At 45.2% G+C, this 21,834-nt stretch carries 20 protein-coding genes; 10 read left to right on the forward strand and 10 right to left on the reverse strand.

What is annotated here, in order from left to right:
* The first annotated feature begins 59 nt into the window (after positions 1-59).
* Genes BMY63_RS02830 through BMY63_RS02835 form a run of 3 tightly spaced genes read left to right on the forward strand, consistent with a single transcriptional unit; the run spans position 60 to position 3,174 of the window.
* A complete protein-coding gene (locus tag BMY63_RS02830) occupies positions 60-674 on the forward strand; it encodes a DUF4468 domain-containing protein (protein ID WP_177178363.1) in 615 nt (204 codons plus the stop codon).
* Positions 671-844 carry a hypothetical protein gene (locus BMY63_RS12270; RefSeq protein ID WP_176771015.1) on the forward strand — a complete coding sequence of 58 codons (174 nt, stop codon included), beginning with the start codon at positions 671-673 and terminating at the stop codon, positions 842-844. The genes BMY63_RS02830 and BMY63_RS12270 overlap by 4 nt, the downstream gene beginning before the upstream one ends.
* Positions 841-3,174 (forward strand): putative porin, encoded by a 2,334-nt coding sequence (locus tag BMY63_RS02835; RefSeq protein WP_091914604.1) that lies wholly within the window; start codon positions 841-843, stop codon positions 3,172-3,174. Before BMY63_RS12270 ends, BMY63_RS02835 begins: the two co-directional genes overlap by 4 nt.
* Positions 3,175-3,178: 4 nt before the next feature.
* Here BMY63_RS02835 and menA read toward each other — a convergent pair whose 3' ends face one another.
* On the reverse strand, positions 3,179-4,090 hold the full coding sequence (menA, locus tag BMY63_RS02840) for a 1,4-dihydroxy-2-naphthoate octaprenyltransferase (protein WP_091899938.1): 912 nt from the start codon (positions 4,088-4,090) through the stop codon (positions 3,179-3,181).
* 71 nt (positions 4,091-4,161) lie between these two features.
* Between menA and BMY63_RS02845 the strand changes: the two genes are divergently transcribed.
* Positions 4,162-4,797 (forward strand): HD domain-containing protein, encoded by a 636-nt coding sequence (locus BMY63_RS02845; protein ID WP_091914606.1) that lies wholly within the window; start codon positions 4,162-4,164, stop codon positions 4,795-4,797.
* A gap of 145 nt (positions 4,798-4,942) precedes the next feature.
* On the opposite strand, the gene BMY63_RS02850 is transcribed toward BMY63_RS02845, so the two are convergent.
* Both BMY63_RS02850 and uxaC read right to left on the reverse strand, forming a co-directional pair.
* Complete coding sequence (locus tag BMY63_RS02850; protein ID WP_091899650.1) at positions 4,943-5,839, reverse strand: RluA family pseudouridine synthase; 897 nt, start codon at positions 5,837-5,839, stop codon at positions 4,943-4,945.
* A gap of 6 nt (positions 5,840-5,845) precedes the next feature.
* A complete protein-coding gene (uxaC, locus tag BMY63_RS02855) occupies positions 5,846-7,252 on the reverse strand; it encodes a glucuronate isomerase (protein ID WP_091914608.1) in 1,407 nt (468 codons plus the stop codon).
* A 96-nt stretch (positions 7,253-7,348) separates the two neighbouring features.
* On the opposite strand from uxaC, the gene BMY63_RS02860 reads away from it, so the two are divergent.
* On the forward strand, positions 7,349-8,386 hold the full coding sequence (locus BMY63_RS02860; RefSeq protein ID WP_091914609.1) for an asparaginase: 1,038 nt from the start codon (positions 7,349-7,351) through the stop codon (positions 8,384-8,386).
* A gap of 3 nt (positions 8,387-8,389) precedes the next feature.
* On the opposite strand, the gene BMY63_RS02865 is transcribed toward BMY63_RS02860, so the two are convergent.
* The 4 genes from BMY63_RS02865 to BMY63_RS02880 all read right to left on the reverse strand — a co-directional run bounded on the left by BMY63_RS02865 (position 8,390) and on the right by BMY63_RS02880 (position 11,737).
* On the reverse strand, positions 8,390-9,283 hold the full coding sequence (locus BMY63_RS02865; protein WP_091899653.1) for a hypothetical protein: 894 nt from the start codon (positions 9,281-9,283) through the stop codon (positions 8,390-8,392).
* A gap of 63 nt (positions 9,284-9,346) precedes the next feature.
* The gene (locus BMY63_RS02870) at positions 9,347-9,763 is read right to left on the reverse strand and encodes a magnetosome magnetite crystal formation protein family (RefSeq protein WP_091899654.1); all 417 of its coding nucleotides are present in this window, start codon (positions 9,761-9,763) and stop codon (positions 9,347-9,349) included.
* Between the two features lie 28 nt (positions 9,764-9,791).
* Complete coding sequence (locus BMY63_RS12445; RefSeq protein WP_091899655.1) at positions 9,792-11,099, reverse strand: OmpA family protein; 1,308 nt, start codon at positions 11,097-11,099, stop codon at positions 9,792-9,794.
* A gap of 143 nt (positions 11,100-11,242) precedes the next feature.
* Entirely contained in the window at positions 11,243-11,737 is a 495-nt protein-coding gene (locus tag BMY63_RS02880; protein WP_091914610.1) for an outer membrane protein, read from the reverse strand.
* A 357-nt stretch (positions 11,738-12,094) separates the two neighbouring features.
* Here BMY63_RS02880 and BMY63_RS02885 point away from each other — a divergent pair, with 357 nt between their 5' ends.
* The 3 genes from BMY63_RS02885 (at position 12,095) to rbr (ending at position 15,179) form a co-directional block, all read left to right on the forward strand.
* Positions 12,095-13,864 carry a tetratricopeptide repeat-containing sensor histidine kinase gene (locus tag BMY63_RS02885; RefSeq protein ID WP_176771016.1) on the forward strand — a complete coding sequence of 590 codons (1,770 nt, stop codon included), beginning with the start codon at positions 12,095-12,097 and terminating at the stop codon, positions 13,862-13,864.
* A 56-nt stretch (positions 13,865-13,920) separates the two neighbouring features.
* Positions 13,921-14,532: a response regulator transcription factor gene (locus BMY63_RS02890; RefSeq protein ID WP_091899658.1), complete on the forward strand. Its 612-nt coding sequence runs from the start codon at positions 13,921-13,923 to the stop codon at positions 14,530-14,532.
* 104 nt (positions 14,533-14,636) lie between these two features.
* Positions 14,637-15,179, forward strand: coding sequence for a rubrerythrin (rbr, locus tag BMY63_RS02895; RefSeq protein WP_091899659.1), 543 nt, complete (start codon positions 14,637-14,639; stop codon positions 15,177-15,179).
* A 59-nt stretch (positions 15,180-15,238) separates the two neighbouring features.
* On the opposite strand, the gene wecB is transcribed toward rbr, so the two are convergent.
* A complete protein-coding gene (gene wecB, locus BMY63_RS02900; protein ID WP_091899660.1) occupies positions 15,239-16,297 on the reverse strand; it encodes a non-hydrolyzing UDP-N-acetylglucosamine 2-epimerase in 1,059 nt (352 codons plus the stop codon).
* Between the two features lie 419 nt (positions 16,298-16,716).
* Here wecB and BMY63_RS02905 point away from each other — a divergent pair, with 419 nt between their 5' ends.
* Positions 16,717-17,316, forward strand: coding sequence for a riboflavin synthase (locus BMY63_RS02905; protein ID WP_091899661.1), 600 nt, complete (start codon positions 16,717-16,719; stop codon positions 17,314-17,316).
* Here BMY63_RS02905 and BMY63_RS02910 read toward each other — a convergent pair.
* Positions 17,311-17,958, reverse strand: coding sequence for an HAD family hydrolase (locus BMY63_RS02910; protein ID WP_091914612.1), 648 nt, complete (start codon positions 17,956-17,958; stop codon positions 17,311-17,313). The two genes, BMY63_RS02905 and BMY63_RS02910, sit on opposite strands and share 6 nt — an antisense overlap.
* Complete coding sequence (locus BMY63_RS02915) at positions 17,955-20,621, reverse strand: 4-alpha-glucanotransferase (protein ID WP_091914614.1); 2,667 nt, start codon at positions 20,619-20,621, stop codon at positions 17,955-17,957. The genes BMY63_RS02910 and BMY63_RS02915 overlap by 4 nt, the downstream gene beginning before the upstream one ends.
* A 103-nt stretch (positions 20,622-20,724) precedes the next feature.
* Between BMY63_RS02915 and mltG the strand changes: the two genes are divergently transcribed.
* The gene (mltG, locus tag BMY63_RS02920; protein WP_091914616.1) at positions 20,725-21,750 is read left to right on the forward strand and encodes an endolytic transglycosylase MltG; all 1,026 of its coding nucleotides are present in this window, start codon (positions 20,725-20,727) and stop codon (positions 21,748-21,750) included.
* Positions 21,751-21,834 lie beyond the last annotated feature (84 nt).

Raw genomic sequence — 21,834 nt, forward strand, 5'->3', positions numbered from 1 at the left:
CAAGATATCGAATAAGAATTCGTAATTTTGCCGAGAAAATCGAGATAATCATGATAAATATGAGAAAATTATTCTTTGTCATCATCATGCTAGTGCCGTTGGCTGCTTCAGCGCAAGACAACACATGGGAGAAAATCGAGCAAGAGCCCGTAGAAAATCCAGATGCGAAATACCTGAGTCCCGATGCGATTCCCGTCAGCGATGGAAAAGTATGCTTTAAGACCATTATCGAGGCTCCAGGGAAGACAGCAGATCAGATATATCACATTCTACTCAAGCAGTTGACAAAGATGACCAAAGAGGCCAATCAATTAGAATACAGCAGAGTTGCATTGCAGGACTCTGTTCTTCACCAGTTAGGAGCTGTCTTCCATGAATGGTTGGTTTTCAAAAGTGTGTCTCTCTCCCTAGACCAGACGAAGTTCAATTTCCGAATTCTCGTAAACTGTACTGACGGGAAGGCAGAAATCAAGATGACAAATATCTTCTACGATTATGACGTTGAAAGAAAACCCATCCGCTACCGTGCAGAAGAGTGGATTACAGACAAGTATGCCGTGAACAAGAAGCGCACAAAACTTTATCCCATCTCGGGAAAGTTCCGTCGCAAGACTATTGATCGTAAAGATTTCATATTCAATAAATTTGAGACCATACTAAACGAAAGCAAATGAACAAAAAACAAATACGCAACTGGCTGAACATTATCTTCATGGTCATGGCTGTGATCGGAGTGATTATGTTCCTATCGAAAAACGAAATGACACACATGAGAGGGTTGTACATCATCCTTTTGGCCATGTGCGTCAAGATTACGGAATCTGCGATGAGGATGATTAAATGAAAGCAAGACTGACACTCATACTTCTGATGCTGCCGGCACTGACACACGTCATGGCCCAGGATACCTACAACCAGATTGACGAGATGGGTAATATCACAGAACGCAGCGAAAACAGGAACTTCAACAAGCACAATAACGACACGACGCAACACAAGGAAATTCCCAAGGGACTATATGTATGGACCGTTGACAGGAGGTTTGGTGATGTCATACCAGCCACCCCCGACACAGTGCCTCATCTATTCATGAATTCCACCTTCAATAGCGGCATGTATGGAGAATACAACAGCACAGGAAGCAATTATACCCCGCGCCTGAGTCGTATCTTCATCAACCGCCATGACACCGAGAACTTTGTCTTCACCCAGCCATACAGTTTTGCGCTTAAACGTCCAGAAGATTTTTTATTCATCAATACATTATCGCCATTTACAAACATCCTCTATGACAACTGTGGTGACAAAACCAATGGTGAGGATCACATCGATGCAAAGTTTGCTGTGAATGCCAACAAGCGCCTTAGTTTCGGCTTTGACCTGGACTACGAGTACGCAAGGGGCTATTTCAGCAACCAGAACATTTCACATTTCAACAGTACGCTCTTTAGCTCTTATATCGGTGACAGATACCAAATGCATGCACTGTTCACGACCAGTCATCAGAAGGCGGCAGAGAATGGCGGTATCACCAACGACGAATATATCACTCATCCAGAGTCTTTCCAAGACAGCTATTCTGAAAATGAAATCCCGACAATCCTGTCACAGAACTGGAACCGTAACGACCACCAACATCTTTTCTTGAGTCACCGATATAACATTGGTTTCTACCGGAAAGTAAAGATGACTGACGAGGAGCTGAAAGCCAGACAGTTCGCCATGGAATCAAAGCAGGAAAAGGAACTCAAGATGGCAGACAGAGGAGAAGACAAGAACAGGAAGGGCGGAACAAAACAGGAAAAGCGTCATAGTGGTCGACCGGACGGTGCCCGCATCATGGGAGCAGAGCCGAAGGTAGACTCTATAGCTGTGGCGGTTGACAGTACCCGTATCAAAGTCGAAGGTCAAGCTGCCATTGACAGTCTGAACCGTTTACAGGCCATGCAAGATTCCATTGATGCCACCATGAAACGGGAGTATGTACCCGTCACCAGTTTCATTCACACGTTAGAATGGCACAACTATCGCCATATCTACCAAGCATACGACACGCCTACCGACTATTATCTCAACAGATATTATGAACGAGGAATCAGATACGGTAACGATTCCATCTATGATCAAACAAAGCACATGCAGGCGAAGAACACCTTCGCTTTAGCCCTGTTAGAAGGTTTCAACAAATATGTGAAAGCAGGCCTCAAAGGATTCATCACCTACGATTATTGTAGTTATCAACTCCCCGACACCGTCAACGGCATTATCAGCCAGAGTAAATGGACGGAAGGTGACCTCAGTATTGGAGCCCAACTTAGTAAGACACAAGGAAAGACTTTACACTTCAACGCAGGCCTAGAAGCGTGGATTGCCGGCCCCAATGCCAAGCAGTTAACGCTTGACTTCAGTACCGACCTGAATTTCCCACTCTTTGGTGATACCGTGCAACTGGCTGCCAATGCTTATTTCCATAAGATTTACCCAGCCTTCTTCCAAGCCAAATACCATTCCAAACATCTTTGGTGGGATAAAGAGGATGACTTGTCCGCCGAGAAGCGTACCCATCTGGAAGGCGTCTTCAGCTATCCAAAGACAAACACCAAGCTTCGTGTAGCCATCGATGAGATAAAAGACTACACTTACTATGGGATGAGTTATGATGCCACCAAGGACAAACGTACTAACATGACGGCTGGAATATATCAGGAGTCCGACCATATCAACCTGATTACCGCTCAACTGCATCAGGACTTCCATATTGGTCCCGTTCATTGGGAAAACATCATCACCTATCAGGACTGCAACAAGTCAGATGTTCTGCCCCTGCCGACTTGGAACATCTTCTCCAACCTGTACTTGAAGTTCAAGATAGCGAAAGTACTTGGTGTGGAACTTGGAGCCGATGCGACCTACTTCAGTAAATATTATGCACCAGACTTCTGCCCGGCCATCAATCAGTTTGCTATACAGCAAAACAAGAACAGCCAGGTGGAACTAGGCGGATATCCTTTTGTGGATGTCTATGCGAACATGGTACTTAAAGGTGTACGTTTCTTCGTGATGATGAGTCACGTGAACAACGGTTCTGGTAACCACATGAAGTTCCTTACTCCCCACTACCCCACCAATGGTTCCGTCCTCCACTTCGGAGTCTCTTGGAATTTCTACAATTAAAGCATCAGACCAGTAGTAGGCCGACGCACACACATAATCCGTAAATAAAGATATTACGCGCTGTTTCTCCTAAGCAGAGATTCAGCGCTTTTCCTTGATAGATACGCTTGATCTTTAAGAAGGTGAAGACATGAAGGATGAAATAGAAGAAAGGGAATAGGAATGCCAGCAGATGACCGTTCGCCCAAAACGCTGTCCCCAGAATCAAGGCTCCAAGACCCACGCCCAAATACAAGCGAAGACCAAGATCAGGTCCAAGATGTACGATCAGGGTTTTCTTCCCAACTTGTTGGTCATTATCGCGATCACGGAAATTGTTCACGATCAGTAATGCATCTATCACCAAGCCACATGCCACAGATGCAAGAAAGACCTCCCATGTAAGGGTATGTAACTGTACGTAGTATGTACAGCAAACGGGTACGATCCCAAAAAAAAGCAGTACTAGGATATCACCTAATCCCTGATAAGAAAAGAATGTCGTATACAGGAAAGCAAACACAACGCACAGTATCCCGACAAGTATCATCTCCAGACCACCATACCAGGCCAACGGTAAACCGATCACACATGCCAGGCATGTCGTAATCGCTATCGCCTTTTTCATCATGTCAAGCGTCACCCAACCCTGGGCGCAGGCACGTCGCGGTCCCAAGCGAGTCTCCACATCATCAGTACCATTGGCAAAGTCAAAGAAATCATTGATGAAGTTAGCATCAATCTGCATAGCAAAAGAGAACAAAAGGCACAGAATCACAGCCGACCATCCGAACACATCATCCCCATATAAAGGAGCATCAACATATGCAAGGGTTCCACCAATCATCACGGGTACGGCAGCGCCTGAGAGAGTTTTCGGACGAGCAGCAAGTAGCCACGCTCTCACGGAATTGGTCTTTATTCGTGTCTCTTCCATCACTATTTTCTGTTTTTTCTTGCAAAAGTAAATAGAAAATCGTACATTTGCAAAAATAATCATTACTTTTTATGCTCGCAAACACACCAAGTTTGGATCTTGTGGAGTTTATTGAAACTCAGATTCTCCCCCAGTATGCTTCCTTCGACCGTGCCCATAACATGGAACATGTCACGCGTGTCATCCGACGTTCCATGGAACTGGTGAAGACCACTGGAGCAGACATTAATATGGCCTACGCCATTGCAGCTTATCATGACCTGGGGATGTGTGGGCATCGGGCAGACCACCATATACGTGGTGGAAAAATCCTAGCTGCTGATACCAGACTAAGAAAATGGTTTTCCCCAGAACAGATTAAGATCATGAAAGAGGCAGTAGAGGACCATCGAGCCTCTGCCAGTCGTGCTCCCAGAAGCATCTACGGAAAGATTGTTGCTGAGGCCGACCGTGACATTGACACACAGATTGTCATTCGTCGCACCATCCAATACGGGCTGAGCAACTACCCTGAACTGGACAAGGAGGGGCAATGGCAGCGATTCAAGGAACATCTGGACAACAAGTATTCAAAAGACGGGTACATACGCCTTTGGATTCCGAATTCACCCAATGCCATAAAACTCAACGAGTTACGCAATCTAATTACACAACCCGACAAGCTGCGTGAAGCATTCGAGAGAATCTTTACCGAGGAGTCTACCTGAAATACAGATAGTAAATCACAGCCAACGCAGTTACCAACAATATCATGACAGCCGTCTTGATAAGACACGACGCGACCTTCTTCACAACCAAGAAGCCCACGATAATCGCTGCTAGGACAAACAAATAGTATCCGATACCCTCCATTTACTTAAATAGTTTTCTGAATGCGGTCGGCACGGGTGTCTCAAACTCCATCGGTTCACCCGTCACCGGATGGTGGAAACAAAGGAGCCAAGCATGCAGGCAAAGGCGGTGCAGTGGGTCGTCACCATTGCCATACTTCGGATCTCCACATACAGGATGTCCCATATCTGCCGAATGAACACGAATCTGATTCTTCCGGCCCGTCTCTAACTTGAACTCTATGAGTGAGTGCTCTGTCGTTCGATCCATCACATGATAATGGGTCACCGCATACTTTCCACCATTGTCGACAGGCGACGAGTAGGTAACATATGCCTTATTGTCTTTCAACCAGTTGGCAATCGTTCCCTCATCGTTCTCCATCTCACCGGAACAAACAGCAACATAACGACGGTCATAGACGATGTCGTGCCAATTGTGCTCAAGAATCTGCTCCGTCTCCATATCCTTCGCATAGACCATTAATCCACTGGTGTCTCTATCCAGACGATGCACCACATGCGCCGTACATTTCTGACGCGATTTCTTGAAGTAATCATCAAGCACCGACTTCACGTTCAGCGAGGAGTGCCCTGCAGCCATCGACAGAATGCCGATAGCCTTTTCGACGACGATCAACCAACGATCCTCATAGACAATCTTCACATAGCGGCTCTTGAATCCCATCTGGTTGCGTTTCGTCTTGCTCACTGCGACCTTCATGCCAGGCTGTAAAGGGAAATCGAACTGACTGACGGTCTTCCCATCGACCTTAATTCCCCTACCCTGCAGGGTAGCCTTGATCTTCGATCTCGACTGCTTCACATTTACCAACAGGAAATCCAGCAACGGCATCGGTTCCTTTACGGTCAGATGCTCATAGTCGCCTTCACGGTTATACCCACTATTATATCTCATATGATCTTAGTAGAACTTAAAATAACGTCGTGCGTTATGATAACTGATATCCTCTACCATACGTCCCAGGATCTTCTGATCATTTGGCAGCAGACCTTTCTCTACATCATTACCAAGAAGGTTACAGAGGATACGGCGGAAATACTCATGACGCGGATAACTCAGGAAAGAGCGGCTGTCAGTGAGCATACCTACGAAACGGCTCAGCAAGCCAAGTACGGAGAGGGCATTCATCTGCCGTACCATTCCATCCATCTGGTCATTGAACCACCAGCCGGAACCAAACTGGATCTTCCCGGGTTCACCGCCCTGGAAGTTGCCCAGCATCGTGGCAATCATCTCATTGGCACACGGATTCAACGTATAAATGATGGTACGTGTGAGTTTCCCCTTCGTATTCAACTTATTCAGGAACGCGGACATGGCCTTGGCTGTATTGAACTCACCGATAGAGTCGAAGCCTGTATCAGCGCCTATCTGGTTGTACATCGCGGTATTATTGTCACGGATGGCACCGTAATGGTATTGCTGTGTCCAGTCGGCATCAGCATCCATCTCGCCCATCACCGTCAGGAAGCAGTTTTTGAACTGCCGCACTTCCAGGTCCGACAGGGACAGACCACGCATGGCTTTCTCGAAGATCGTCTCAATCTCAGAGTCGGTATAGTCCTCGTCATAAAACTCCTCAAGACCATGATCGGAGAGCTTACAGCCATGGGCGGCAAAGAAATCATGACGTTTCTGCAAAGCATCAACCATATCAGCGAACTTCGTAATACTAACACCGCTGACTTCAGCCAACTTTTCCACATATTTCGGGAAGTCGGGTTTCTCAATATTCATTGCCCTGTCAGGACGCCATGCAGGAATCATGATGGGATCATCAGTGGCCTTGCTTTTGGCATACGCGATGTGATTGTGCAGATCGTCCACAGGATCATCTGTAGTACAGACACACTCTACATGATAGTGCTTCATCAAACCACGAGCAGAAAAATCTGGCTGTCTCAATTTCTCGTTACACTCATCAAAAATCTCACGAGCAGTCTCTGGCGAGAGTAATTTTGTAATGCCGAAAGCTGTTTTCAATTCCAAGTGTGTCCAATGATAAAGAGGGTTACGAAAAGTATATGGCACTGTCTCGGCCCATTTCTCGAACTTTTCCCAATCACTGGTTTCCTTGCCGGTACAATAGCGTTCATCCACACCATTAGTGCGCATAGCACGCCATTTGTAGTGATCGCCTCCAAGCCATAGTTCCGTGATACTCTTGAACTGATGATCGTTGGCCACCATCTCCGGATTAAGGTGACAATGGTAATCAATAATTGGCATCTTTGCCGCATGGTTGTGGTACAAGTCCTGAGCGACCTGAGTCTCTAGCACGAAATTATCGTCATTGAACTGTTTCATCTTCTTTTGTTTTAGATTTCGTTTTTAAAATTTTCTGCAAAGTTACGAATAATTCTCCGAAACTTTCTCTATCTTTGCAGAAAAATAACGAAAACAATGACATACCGCAGCAAAGTCCTTCTCATCTATACAGGAGGCACCATCGGCATGAACCGCAACCCCCACACTGGTGCGTTAGAGCCTTTCGATTTCGAGCACCTCCTATATAACGTACCAGAACTCAAGCAGTTCGACACACAGATAGACACTTATCAGTTTGACCCGCCGATTGACTCCAGCGACATGTCACCACGTCATTGGACAGACCTCAGCCATTGCATTGCCGACCACTACAACGACTATGACGGCTTTATCGTACTCCACGGTACAGACACGATGGCATATACAGCATCGGCACTCTCCTATATGCTCGAGAATCTGACTAAGCCTGTCATCATCACGGGATCACAGCTACCTATCGGTCAGTTGAGGACAGACGGAAAAGAGAATCTGATTACAGCGGTAGAGATTGCCACTGCCAGAGATGAGGAGGGGCACGCCATGGTACCAGAAGTAGGAATCTACTTCGGCGGTCATCTGTTACGTGGAAACCGTACCACCAAACAGAGTGCTGAGGAGTTCAACGCTTTCGAGTCCTTCAACTACCCCCACCTTGTCAATGCAGGGGTAAACATTACCTACCACCGTGAACGAATGCTAAAACCAGACTGGGAGAAACCCATGACCCCACACTTTCGTCTTGACAACAACGTGATTATTTTCTCACTATTCCCTGGTATCCGTGAAGACCTGATTCGTCATATCATCCACACCCCCAACCTGAAGGCCATTGTCATGCGCACCTTCGGTAGTGGTAATGCACCGCAATCACCGTGGCTGTTGAAAGCCCTTCGAGAAGGAACACGCAACGGCAAGGTAATTGTGAACATCAGCCAATGCATGCAGGGAGCCGTCGAGATGAGCAGATACGACTGCGGCTTCCATCTACAGGAAGCCGGAGTCGTGAGTGGTTATGATCAGACCGTTGAATCGGCCGTCACGAAACTCATGTTCTTGCAGTCACATTATCCAGATGATCCCGACACCATACGTCGCCTGATGGGACAAAGTCTTCGTGGCGAGATTACGGTTTAATTCCTATTTTCTTGATTTGTTGAACATGAATTTGATGCTACCGCCGAAGTCGCCAACACGATCATCGGAGATGGTCATCATGAGGAACTTCTGATCGTTTAACGTCACACCATAGCTGTGAATACCATTGGCAGCCAATTCTTCCGGAGTCATTTCCTTGCCACTAAATGCATGCTGGAACTTGCACCCTTTAGCCGTCAGCACTTCAAGCACCTTTTTATGCACGCCCTCAATGCTCTCCTTCGTCAACTGATGGTCGCTATAGAAGCTCACATCCATGCTTGGTCCCATCTGACTATCTGACATACGAACCACCCTAACTCCAGGAATGCCTGCCATTTCATCAGCCTTCAAGGTTAATGCCTCAATGGCTCCTGCCATCTCGACCTTGTCCTTCAATGGGTTGAGCGATACCGTGAAATTATAATCAATGTACTGTTCGCCATCACGCTCCACCACCTCATAGGCAGGATTAGGCTCATCAGCATAGTATTCGAATGACATTGGGGTATCAAAATCGAACTGCATTCTCAGACGTTTATCTTTCTGCGGCTCTTTCTGATATAGGAAGGCATCATAATCTCTGTGGCCGGCATCGATGCGTTCCTGCGTGTACTTCGGAACTCTAAAGCCTTTTTCCTTCAACACCTTCACCCAGGTTTGCATCTCTTCTTTGGTCACACCATTATAAAAAACCTGATACTGGTAAGAATCGTCATCTCCTGAGAAATTTGTATATACGATTCTGCCCTTCGTCTCTATCTCCGGGATACCATACTTATCATATATAGCTGCAGGCCACTTACCTTCTGCAAGGCCTGAATCGTTAGAATCATTACTTGAGGTATTTCCTCCGGGCTTTGAACCACAACTACTAAATACAGCAGCTATTACCATTAAAGAAAAATATACTCTTTTCATATAAAATCTCAGTTTTTAATTATACATAGCAAGGTATCATTACACTCTCAGAAGTTTGAAATGGCCAATGAAAGGTAATTCTTTGGCGCGCCCTTTACTGGCATTGACAATACCAATGATGAACCAAATGAGGAGAACGACTCCCAATAATCCCACGATGCCAACCATCCATGATAGATGATAAGAGATGGAAATAATGACACCTGCAAAGATTTGGTATGCCAAAGAATAAAGAATGGCAGTAATACAGAGGATTAGTCCTTGGTTAGAATGGAAACGCGCAAATTTCGAATCTTTGGCAGCCAAGATGGGAATAATGACCAGAATGCCGAAATAGGCAAGGATAGCCATGAATTTGTTTTCCTCGATGTCCTGCGGATCATACTCTGAGGTCGTATCCACAGTGTTGTTAATGGTTGAGAATTTCTCCTCAAAACTCTCTTGCAGATTACTCATAGTCTATTAATTTATTTGATTCCAGATATTACTTTTTAATAAACTCTACTCTGCGGTTCTTGGCACGCCCAACATCAGTTGAATTATCAGCGACAGGTTCATGTGAGCCCTTACCAACTGCACGAAGATTAAAGGCATCACAGCCCATTCCCTCAAGAGCCTTAACAACTGCCTCGGCACGTTGCTGAGAAAGAGGGTCATTCACCTTGTCAGAACCTTGATTGTCCGTATGCCCCTGCACCTCGAAGCGCACAGAAGGATTCTTTTTCATGTAATCAGCTATCTTCTGGATTTCTGCCAACGACTCTGGCATCAACGTCGCTTTGCCAGTTTCAAACAAGATGTTGTTTGTTACAAACTTGCCCGTCTCCGCAATGGCTTTCTCGACGGCAGCGATCTTTGCATCAATATCAGTTGCATTACGTTCATAAAGTTCAACAGCACCTTTAGCAATAACAACATTCTTCATATAGGTATGATGACTTCCTCCTCTACTGAACCATGTTATCCATCCTGCACCAGGTTTGGCATTCGGGACATTGATTACACGTCTACCATCAACATAGAACTTAACGGCACGCTTGTTGAACGAGAGAGCATAATGATGCCAGCGTCCGTCATTATACGTCCCCCCCTGAGAACTTGCATGGCCTTCTTTGTGCGTAAAACTCTGTTCTGAAGTCAGGCAGTAATTACAATTAAAAGTCTGTTTATCGTCTCCTAACCAATACTCAATTGTAAACAATTCATTATCACGAGACGATGTCTCATGCATAATGTCAAGTTCTACAGAAGATGCACCATCTTTCTGCCTGTCATCATACAACATATCATATTCAATGGTAAAAACATCGCCCAGATAGTTCTTAACACCTCCTTTGACTAGCGGAGATAACCAACAGTCGTGCTTATCCATCTCAATACATTTTGTACCATTGATGACAGCCACCTCAGCACTACCTCTAACGAGATCCCACTTCGAAGGAAACTCGCCAACTTGCTCATTTGCAAAGTCATCCTCAAACATAATCACTGAGCCACGCACGAAATCACTCTTGACGTTTTTTGTGTCATTCTGATAATCATCGACTCCATCATCTACATCGTCATTCCTTGTTCTATCTGACTTTTTGCTCGACTTGGTTTTCTTTCCATCAAGCACCTCATCCATTGCATCCTCAGTCTCACGGTCAACTTTACGTTCCACCTTACGTTCCACAGCATTTTCTGCAGCATTAATTGCTTTTTCCTTCAATCTTTTCAGGAATCCCTGCGCATCGGCGTTGACAGCAAATGACGCCATCACCATCAACAAAAATACTAATCTTTTCATCATGTGATTGTTGGTTTTAAGTGAATAAACAAATCTAAGGGCAAAGTTACGCAATCCATCTGAATTATGCAATTCCCCAAATGGGGGAATTTTAACAGATAGGGGCGTATCTCAACAGACACGCCCCTATAATAACAATACTAAACTTATAATGCGAACGTAAGACCGACAGAAATTACCGGTCTGTCAAAGTCGTTGACGATTTGATACTTGATCTCGCCATTCAGTTTGACAGTATCGCTCAGCGGATACTCAATACCAGCACCGAGATTCAAGCCTATGTTCGTATCACTAGCGCTCGTCTTGATGCCTCCAAAATCTGCCGCCTCAACCTTCGCTGTAAGCATAGTCAGTCCTGCCAACGGATAAAGTGTCACCTGATCTGTTATATGGAACAGATAATGCACATTGGCATTAAGTTCCCACATCGAGACATTGTCCTTTTTCAGATAATAGTTGAAAGATGCCTCTCCGCGGACATTATCAATAAACTCATACTGGCCTTTCACGCCCAGGCCAAGATTCTTGTAGTCAGAATGCAGGCCGTAGTTCAGATTTACGCCAAATGCCTTGTCGCCCTGTTCTGCAAACATAGTGGTACTACACAGCATCATACATGCCATCATCAATAGTTTCTTCATAAGCTATTTGTTTTAAAAGGATTAATAAATTGTTTGTTCTCTTTCTCTTCTGGGTGCAAATATAAACAATTATTTTAGAAATCGCAACACCCCAATTGGGGTTTTTTCATATAAAGTAGATTTTATATTGAAAAAAAAGAATATCTTTGCAAATGAAATATGTGAGAACATAATTATGACTATATGCCTATGACAAAATCAATTACCTTAACAACCATCAAAACAGCAACGACTATGTGGTTGCTGTGCCTATTGTCAACACTGTCTGCTGCTGCTTACACAGATCATCGCTATACAAAAGTAGATTCTGTAGAGGCACTACTTAATAGCAAGACCCCTCCAAAAGGTAACGATCTAATGAGTTGTTACATGGAACTGATACGTGGTTATCTGGGAAAAGATACGAGAATGCACAATGATTATTGTCGTAAGGCATTAGCGCTTTCCTATCAACTTGACAGCAAGAATGCCAGAGAGAGAGTTCTCTATCACCTAGGATTACAATATTACGGGCAGGACCGATGGAAGGAAGCAGAGCAATACTTCAAATGGGCTTTATCCCTGACAGACTCGATGGTCAATGACAAACGCTATACAGCAAGTACCATCGATGATAATCGATCACAGATTTATGGTGCACTTGGTAATCTATACAATATACAGGACCAAGCATTGATAGCTATTGAATGGTATCAAAAGGCGCTGACGATTTTCGAGAAAAACGGATGGTTGCAGAGCCAATGCATACTCCACCATAATTCTGCGGAATTATGGCTGTCAATGGGCAACGATGAGAAAGCAGAAAAGGAATACTTACTTGCCATAGAAAAAGGCACACAGTCTGGCGACTCTTTGATGATGTTCTTGCCTAGAAAGGGGTTGGTCAAGATTTATATAGGCAAAGGCCTTTACGATAAGGCCAAGGAAACGCTATTACCCGCCTATCGTTATTATCATGCTCACAGTTACGAAGAGACAAACGATTACCCTGAGACTCTTTCCTCGATGGTTAAGATGTATTTAATGGAGGGACATGAGAATCTTAATCTGGCAAGAAAATATGCTCATGAAGCCCTCAGTCTCATCAATGACAGAGTTGGCACAGAAACACGATGCGATGTCTATGGTGCCGCCGCGATGGTGGCTATGAAAGAAAAGCGATGGCAACAGGCTCTGGATTATGCTCTAAAGTCTATACATGAGAATGATAGCGAGGCGACCTATTCCGATGCTGACGGTTATGAGACATTAGCTAATATATACACACAACTCGGAGACAAGGAAAAAGCCTGCCTTTATATAAAAAAGGTACGTACTACTATGGAACGATTCGCCACAGAGCATTATCAGAGCGCCCTTAGTCAGACAGAGGTACTCTATGAGACTAAGAAGAAGGAATCAGAGATTCTGCAATTGACACGAGAGAAACGATGGTTTCTCTGGGGAGGTATTCTGACGACACTTGTGCTACTGCTTACAGCCACGACTTTTTTCCTTCTCTGGCGAGGACTCAAACTGAAACGGAGAACCGCTCTCATTCAAGCAAAGCTCAACGGAGAAATCGGTGAACGCGTACGACTTGCAAGAGATTTACATGATCGGCTCGGGGGCGTTCTGACAAGTATCAAGCATACATTGTCACCTGACTCCAACGGTGCCAAGCTCACAGATGATGCAATTCGGGAGATGCGCAACATTTCACACCACTTACTACCCGACTCTCTCAGTCGATACGGTTTGCGCACCGCACTGCGCGATTACTGTAGGACGTTGAAAAACGTCAAATTCAGTTTCTCTGGGGAAGAACAACGTCTTGACAAGATGTATGAAGAGGTGATCTACTGCATCGTTTATGAATTGGTGAACAATGCCGTGAAAAGTGCCAACGCCGAACATATTTTCGTACAACTCATTGCAGATGAAGACTATACTGCAATTAACGTCAGCGACGATGGCAATGGACGATTATCAACAGATGAATGTAATGGTGGCTGTGGGCTCCGTAATATCAGAGAGCGTGTAGATGCCATTGGCGGAAAACTTGACATTTACTCAAAGCCTGGAGAAGGCACAGAGATCAACATTGAGATACAAACTTGTAAAAACCCACAATTGGGGGGTTGCTAAATTGAAAAAAATAAAGTATATTTGCCCCCGTTAAACGACATTAATAATAACATAGTATGATCCGCGTCATCATTGTCGACGACCATCAGTTAGTGGCCGAAGGTGTAGCAAAGATTATCGGTGCATGCCAAAAGATCGAGGTCATAGCCATCGCCAATAGTATCAGCATGGCCATATCGCTATTGGCCACTCATAAACCCGACATTCTTCTGGTAGACGTGGCCATGCCTGATGGCGACGGCATTGACGCGATCAAGATGTTTACAGATGTTCACCCGTCAATGCGCATCATTGTTGTCACAAGTTATGCTGAACCAGCAGTCATACAACGTGCTATGGATAATGGAGCAGATGGCTACATTCTAAAAAATTCCGAAGCAGACGAATTGACAGATGGGATCATGGTCGTTGCCAAAGGTGACATCTACATTTGCAAGGAAGCACAGGAACTGATGATAGGTCATGGCGAGGCGCCACCTGAGCTAACCAAACGCGAATTGGAAATCCTACGTCTGATTGTGGCAGGACTGACCCAAAAAGAAATTGCAGATAGACTTTGTCTTGGCTTTGAGACCATACACAGCTACACCAAGTACATCCGTCAAAAACTTGGCTGCAGCAATAGTGCAGCAATGGTACGCACAGCTATTGAACGCCATTTGATATAGAAGGGAGTTTAACTATCAAAAAAAACTTTAATTCATTTTGTTTTTCGTTTTCTTTTTGTATCTTTGTAGACACATCATTTACTAAAATTAAACGGAGTACAATTATGAAGAGTTTGAAAGGAACAAAGACAGAGAAGAACCTGCAGGAGGCTTTCGCAGGTGAGTCACAAGCACGTAACAAATACACTTTTTTCGCTTCAAAGGCCAAAAAAGACGGCTATGTCCAGATTTCCAAGATATTTGAGGAGACAGCAGCCAATGAAAAAGAACATGCCGAATTGTGGTATAAGTATCTGAATGGTGGAAAAATCAGTGGTACCATCGACAATCTGGAAGATGCCGCCAATGGTGAGAACTTTGAATGGACAGACATGTATGCCCGGATGGCCAAGGAAGCTCGTGAGGAAGGCTTCGACGAAATAGCCGATAAGTTCGAAGGTGTTGGTAAAATCGAAAAAGAGCACGAAGAGCGCTATCGCAAGTTACTTGATAACATCAAGAACGAGTGTGTGTTCTCAAAGGATCATGACGTTATTTGGCAGTGTTCTAACTGTGGACATATCGTTATTGGTAAGAAAGCACCAGAGGAATGCCCTGTATGCAACCATGCCCAAGCTTACTTCCAGGTTAAGGCAGAGAATTATTGAATTATATTTTTAGAGTTGATAGCTATAACAACTATCAACTCTAATTTTTCAGATATTATCTATACCAATATTTGTACGATACGTTCTGCGGTACGTCCATCCCATCGATCTGGCAGAGCACATTTCTTCCACTCACCCTTAACCATCTGACCCACAGATTCACGGAGCTTCTCTGCATCTTCGCCGACCAACACATTAGAACCAATAGTTACCGTCTCCTGATGTTCCGTATAGTTGTTGAGCGTGATACATGGCACGCTGTTGAATGTTGCTTCTTCTGCCACATTACCAGAATCCGTGATAACGCCTTTTGCATGGGAAGTAAGCCATCCGAACTCCAAGTAACTTAACGGATTGACAATACGAACTTTTTCATTCATTTCCTCAACTGCCTTACGAGCATTTCCTCGTAATGGCGCTATAACAGGTACGTCTCCGGCAGCAGCCACCATCGCATGAACCATTCTTGCGAGGTTCTCTTTGTCAGCTATCAACGCACGCCGATTGAGTGTAAACACAATGTATTGTCCTTCCGACAAATCCGGCAGAGAGACTGGTTTCTTGAATCTATCATAATTGTATCGCAACGTATCCATAAGAATATTTCCCACCAAGTAGGTTTGCGAATTCTCCGACTGTTCTCGAGTAGCGATACCTGTACTACGGACACCTGCAGTGAAAAGATCATCGCTGAGCGCATCAATAACCAGACGGTTGATCTCTTTAGGCATATTGATATCAAATGAACGGGTGCCGGCGACCAGGTGGGCTAGACGTATGCCTCTTTTCTTTGTAACGATAGCGGCGGCCATCGTAGAGGCAAGATCATCAACAACAATTACTACATCAACAGGATGCTCATCAAGAAATCTGTCGAAGGTAGCCATCACACGACTCGTAATCTCGTTGAGACTCGTACTGTCTACATCCAAGAAATATTGTGGTCGCGGCATCTGAAGATCATCAAAAAGAGAATCTTCCAGAGTTGGGTCATCAGCCCGTCCGGCATAAATAAGCATACATTCAGCACTAGGATGTCTCTCAATAGCCCGGACTAGTGGTGAAACCTTAACAAAATTTGGTCTTGCACCAGCAATAATACATATTCTCTTCGCCATACCATATGAATTGATATTGCAAAGATAACGATTTCTTCTGACATGGGAAGCAATTTACGAGAAAAATATCTGCATTCAAAAGAACAACTGATTCAAAACAACTCTGGAAGTGAAGAGTTAAAAAAAGACAAGGCACTGCACTTTTTCATCTCTTGCACTTCGCTCCTTCAGTTCTTTTTTGTACCTTTGCACACAGAAACACGGGTCGTGCCGCATAGATCGGGATACTCTACATTAAAATAATCATCGGGACCGTTTCCCTTGCCAATGGCGGGCCACAGTCATCCCTTACGGGAGAGCAGCAATGCCGGTGGATTACAACAGCAGGGAGCCCCCATATCGTGTGAAACAGGAGTTTTCACCAAATCATCGGCACGAACCCGCTTTTTTATTTATGTATAATACGATAATTAATCATTATGTTTTCGGGAATCATCGAAGAATTCGCCACTGTTGTGGCTGTTAAGAACGACCGCGATAATATCGACCTCACCCTTCAGTGTTCTTTCGTCAACGAGTTGGGTATCGATCAAAGCGTCGCTCATAACGGTGTGTGCCTTACAGTTGTCCGTATCGACAACGATACCTACACAGTCACTGCCATGAAGGAAACACTTGACAGAACGAACCTGGGTTTGCTGAAGGTTGGCGACAAGGTGAACGTCGAGCGCTCCATGCTCATGAACGGCCGACTTGATGGTCATATCGTACAAGGACACGTCGACGAAACTGCTCGTTGCATTGCCGTGGAGGATGCAAATGGCAGCACCTATTTCACTTTCGAATATCCTGAGAACCGCGAAATGGCCAAGAAAGGCTACTTCACTGTTGACAAGGGATCCGTAACCGTTAATGGTGTCTCACTGACAGTATGTAATCCTACCAACAACACATTTCAAGTAGCTATCATTCCCTACACACTCGAGCACACAAACTTCTGTGACATTAAAGTTGGTAGCGTTGTCAATCTGGAATTCGACATTCTCGGCAAATACATCGCCAGACTACAACAGTTATAGTTTTAGCAATTCATCGGGATGAGTGATATAGGTCGTGGCCCCATGACTTTGGAGGAACGCCTTGTCACGAAATCCCCAAAGGACAGAGATACACGGTATTCCAGCATGACAAGCAGTCAGGATATCGACATCACTGTCACCCACATAGACCGCCCCATCCTTTTCTACACCAAGAGCCTGTAAGGCCGCATCAACAGTATCTGGTGCAGGTTTCTTGCGGATACCAGAGGCTTCATCCTCACCAATAGCCACCTCGACCGTATCTGGAAAAAAGTAACGGCAGAGTTCCTGTGTAGCAGCCATCATCTTATTGCTGACAACAGCAATGCGACAACCATTGGATCTCAGTGTTGCCAAGACCTGTGGCATATTCTCATAAGGTTTTGTCGTATCTAGAGAATGTGCCATATAATATTGGCGGAAAGTCGCAAAGATTTCCTCAAACATCGGATTATCTGCCCCTTCAGGGACAGCACGTTGCATAAGCAGACGAACACCATTTCCAACAAAACGTCGGACTGCATCAACAGGATGCTCAGGCATACCGTACTGACGCAAAGCATAGTTTACAGACGCTGCCAGATCATCCAATGTATTCAGCAATGTTCCGTCAAGATCAAAAATATAGGTTGAATACATCATCGTTTACTTCTTGTTATCATTGTCCGTACTTTATTGTTATATCTCGTGGCATCAAGAAGTTCCTCTAATGTCAGATGCATCCTGTATTTCCAACGGTTGTGCGTGTCTCCTGGTATATTGATACGCTCTTCACGCGGGCTCTTCGAGCGAAGCTCTCCATCCATAGCCAACCAGTCTTGTAAGGAAAGGACACAGAGCATCGACGGACAATAGAGATGCCGTGCCACGATCTCCTCCGCCAAATGAGCAGGCAAATGCTCTGGCGCATGTCCTTGTTTCTGAATCATCGTCACATAATATCGCTGTGTACGTTCTGGGCTCTCCTCCCACCATAGCCTTAGCGGCGACATGTCGTGCGTAGTAATGGTGGCCACAGAGCGATAAGGATTAGCGTTAAGATGTGCGAACTCGAAACCATTCTGCTTAGGCATCGATTGTATCTCCAAACTCAACATACGGAGTTGGTCAAGTACGTGACCAACACCATCCGGAAGCATACCCAGATCCTCTGCACAACAAAGCATTTTCGACTCCCCATAGATGTCCTTCAGACGACGAATGGCCATTGACGCCCAGAAATGATTATGACGTTGATAATAGTAGTTATTGTAAAGCCGCATATACGCATCTTTCTCTTCCGCTGTAAGCGCATCAAATACAGGCTCACGATATGCGCCGATACGTGGATGATACATTTCAGGCTGATGAGGATCCTCCAAAAACAGTACACCACTGATAAGACGGTACAGTCCATCACGTATCCATAAACTGTTCTCATCGCCTTTCCCTTCAAAATAGGCACGTACTTTCTTCTGAGTATCATATGCCGACTTCAGGTCATACAACCCATACGAACGATTTACAAGGAAATGCTCACGTACATAGGTTGCATGCAAGCCGAAGAGACGGTCAAGGACACGGTCATTGATAAATGGCCGAGTAAGAAAATCCTTTCGGAAAGAAAGACCAAAATATTCAATCTCACCAACGGTCATCGGGAGAGCTGGGGAGAAATGCCCCATCAGTCCATCTACAGCATTCTCTGGTATCTCCCAGATACGGAAGAAGCCTAACACGTGATCAATGCGGACAGCATCGAAATACTGCGCCATCCAACAAAGACGACGACGGAACCATGTTGTCAACTCCGTCTGACTCCAATTATATGTGGGGAAACGCCAATTCTGTCCATTCTGAGAAAAGGTATCCGGCGGAGCTCCCATCTGACAGTCAAGGTTGAAGAACTCCGGATGGAGAGATGTCTCTACACTTTCGTGATTGACCCCGATAGGAAGATCCCCCTTGATAAAGATACCCTTCGAACGAGCTTCATCTGCAGCAGTCTTCAGTTGCAGATGTAGATGGTATTGCACATAATATACAAACAACGTATCATCATCATGAGCGGAACGGCGGTTCAACCACAGGGCATACGGCTCCAGCCACTCCCTGTTCTCCTCAAGCCACCGCTTAAACTCCTTGGACTCTATGGTTGCCTTCCCTTTCTCATCATAGATCTCACGAATGTACGCCCCTTTGACCCGTTCCACCGCCTCGTAATCGCTGTAGGGAAGAGCATTCAACTCCTGCCGCTGTCGATAATACATGGTCATCCGGCTCTTCTTTCTCAGGCTGCCTAAGGCTTCCAAGTCCATGTACTGAGGATGAAGGGCGAATGCAGAAATGATGCGATAAGGATTGGAGTCGCTCCAAGTATGCGACAAGGATGTATCGTTCACAGGCAAAAGCTGAATCAATTTCATGCCTGTTGCCGCCGCCCAACTGACCATCCTGCGCAGATCACCGAAATCACCGACCCCATAGGAATGGGTGCTACGTAATGAGAACAGAGGAACAGCAACCCCTGCGGCACGCCATGTCTGTTCCTTGAGACGTAAGGTCTCGCCATAGACCACCAGCACAGCCCCGTCGCGTATCTGAGCCTGTGACATTGGCACCTCCTCATAGGGCGCTGAAGCAAGTCCCATAAGAAAGGTCTCATCAATCACACGGTTGTCACCATCTTCCCATGCCAACAATCCATGAGTATTATCGTCCACCACCACATATTTGTATTCAAGAGGAAAAGGTATGGCATCGGCATCGACTGACAACAACCAGTCATAGCAACCAACATATGTCATTTTCAGATAACGCGCAGTGTTCCAACTACCAAGGGCAGGATGACTTCCTATGACAGCCAACGATTGACCTTCACTCAACTGTGGCGCGGAGACACGGAACAGGAGTGTCTTTCGGTATAATGGCACTCTTAAAGTCTTAACCTCATCATCTAGTGGAAGACCTGCCGTCGTACGATAGGCATTACTATATAGATGATATTGCAATGGAATATCTCTCCATTGATCTGCCAGCACATAGTTCTTTGACGAATCAAAATGATAGCAGCGAGGCACCATCTTCCATTCCTTGCGGAGGACAGAACCCTCGGAATCCTCCACCTGATAGTAATAGACAAACGAATCGATCGGATGCTGCCGTGATTCAAGAGCTGAAGTTTCCAACTCCCACTGCCACCCATCGGTGGTTGTCATAGCCAATCTACAAGACTTCTCCGTCCCATCGAGACTCCTGTAAGTAACTATAACATAGAGGTTCTCTCCCCACTGTGTTCCATACCTGATGGCAAACTTCAGCTTCATATCTTGTATATTTAGGAGCAAAGATATAAAAAAGTTAGGATATTAAGTGATGAGTTAAGAGTTTTTTATTAATTTTGCAGACGATTTATCATCGCCAAAAGACATGAATATCATAAAGAAAAAGTATTATCTGATACCTACTATTGTTTGTCTGCTGGGGTTGGCAGCGTTGACATACTTTATCGTTCTGGGTTGTTTCTCTAAGTCGGAAGAAACGGAGTACGTTTTTATCGACAACGACGACGATCTGGACTCTGTATGCGTCAAGTTGGAGCCTATTGCCTCAGAACAGAAAATCGGGGTTTTCCGCATGTTGTCTAGACACTGGAGATATGCCGACCACATCAGGAGCGGACGTTATGCGATTACCCCTGATGAGAGTACAATCACTGTATTCCGACATCTGAAGAACGGTCATCAGACTCCAGTCAGATTAACCATTCCAGAAAGCAGGACCATGGACCGCCTGGCAGGCTTCTTGTCCAAAAAACTAATGCTTGACAGTCTGACACTGGCAACCAGTCTGCAAGACTCTGCTTTCTGTGCGCACCTAGGCTACGATACAGCTACCATCGCCAGTCTTTTCGTTCCTGACACCTACGAGATTTACTGGAACACCCCACTCGACCTCTTGATGGAAAGACTGCGAAAAGAACATGACCATTTTTGGAACGGACAACGCATTGCAAAGGCCACATCCCTGGGACTGACAGAGAACGAGGTCTGCACATTAGCCAGTATCATCGACGAAGAGACAGCCAACAATGCAGAGAAGCCGATGATAGCAGGCATGTATTTGAACCGTCTGAAAAAGGGGATGCCCTTACAGGCCGATCCAACAGTCAAATTCGCGCTCAAGAACTTTGCCCTCCGCCGGATCTACCATGACATGTTGAATTACAACAGTCCATACAACACCTACAAGAATACGGGTCTTCCACCAGGTCCTATCAAGATTGCATCCGTCGCTGGTATCGATGCTGTTCTCAACAGGGTTGAACATGATTACCTGTATATGTGCGCCAAGGAAGACTTCTCTGGCACGCACAACTTCGCAAGCAACTACCAAGATCATTTGAAAAATGCAGCAAGATATGCTCAAGCACTCAACGACCGCGGTATTAAATAAATCAAGGTGAAGAGATGAAAATTGAGAATTAATTCGTAACTTTGCAGCCGCAAATAATAATAAGACGATTATATGGAAGAGAAC

This window comes from Prevotella aff. ruminicola Tc2-24 (genome assembly GCF_900110895.1).
Taxonomy (GTDB): Bacteria; Bacteroidota; Bacteroidia; order Bacteroidales; family Bacteroidaceae; genus Prevotella.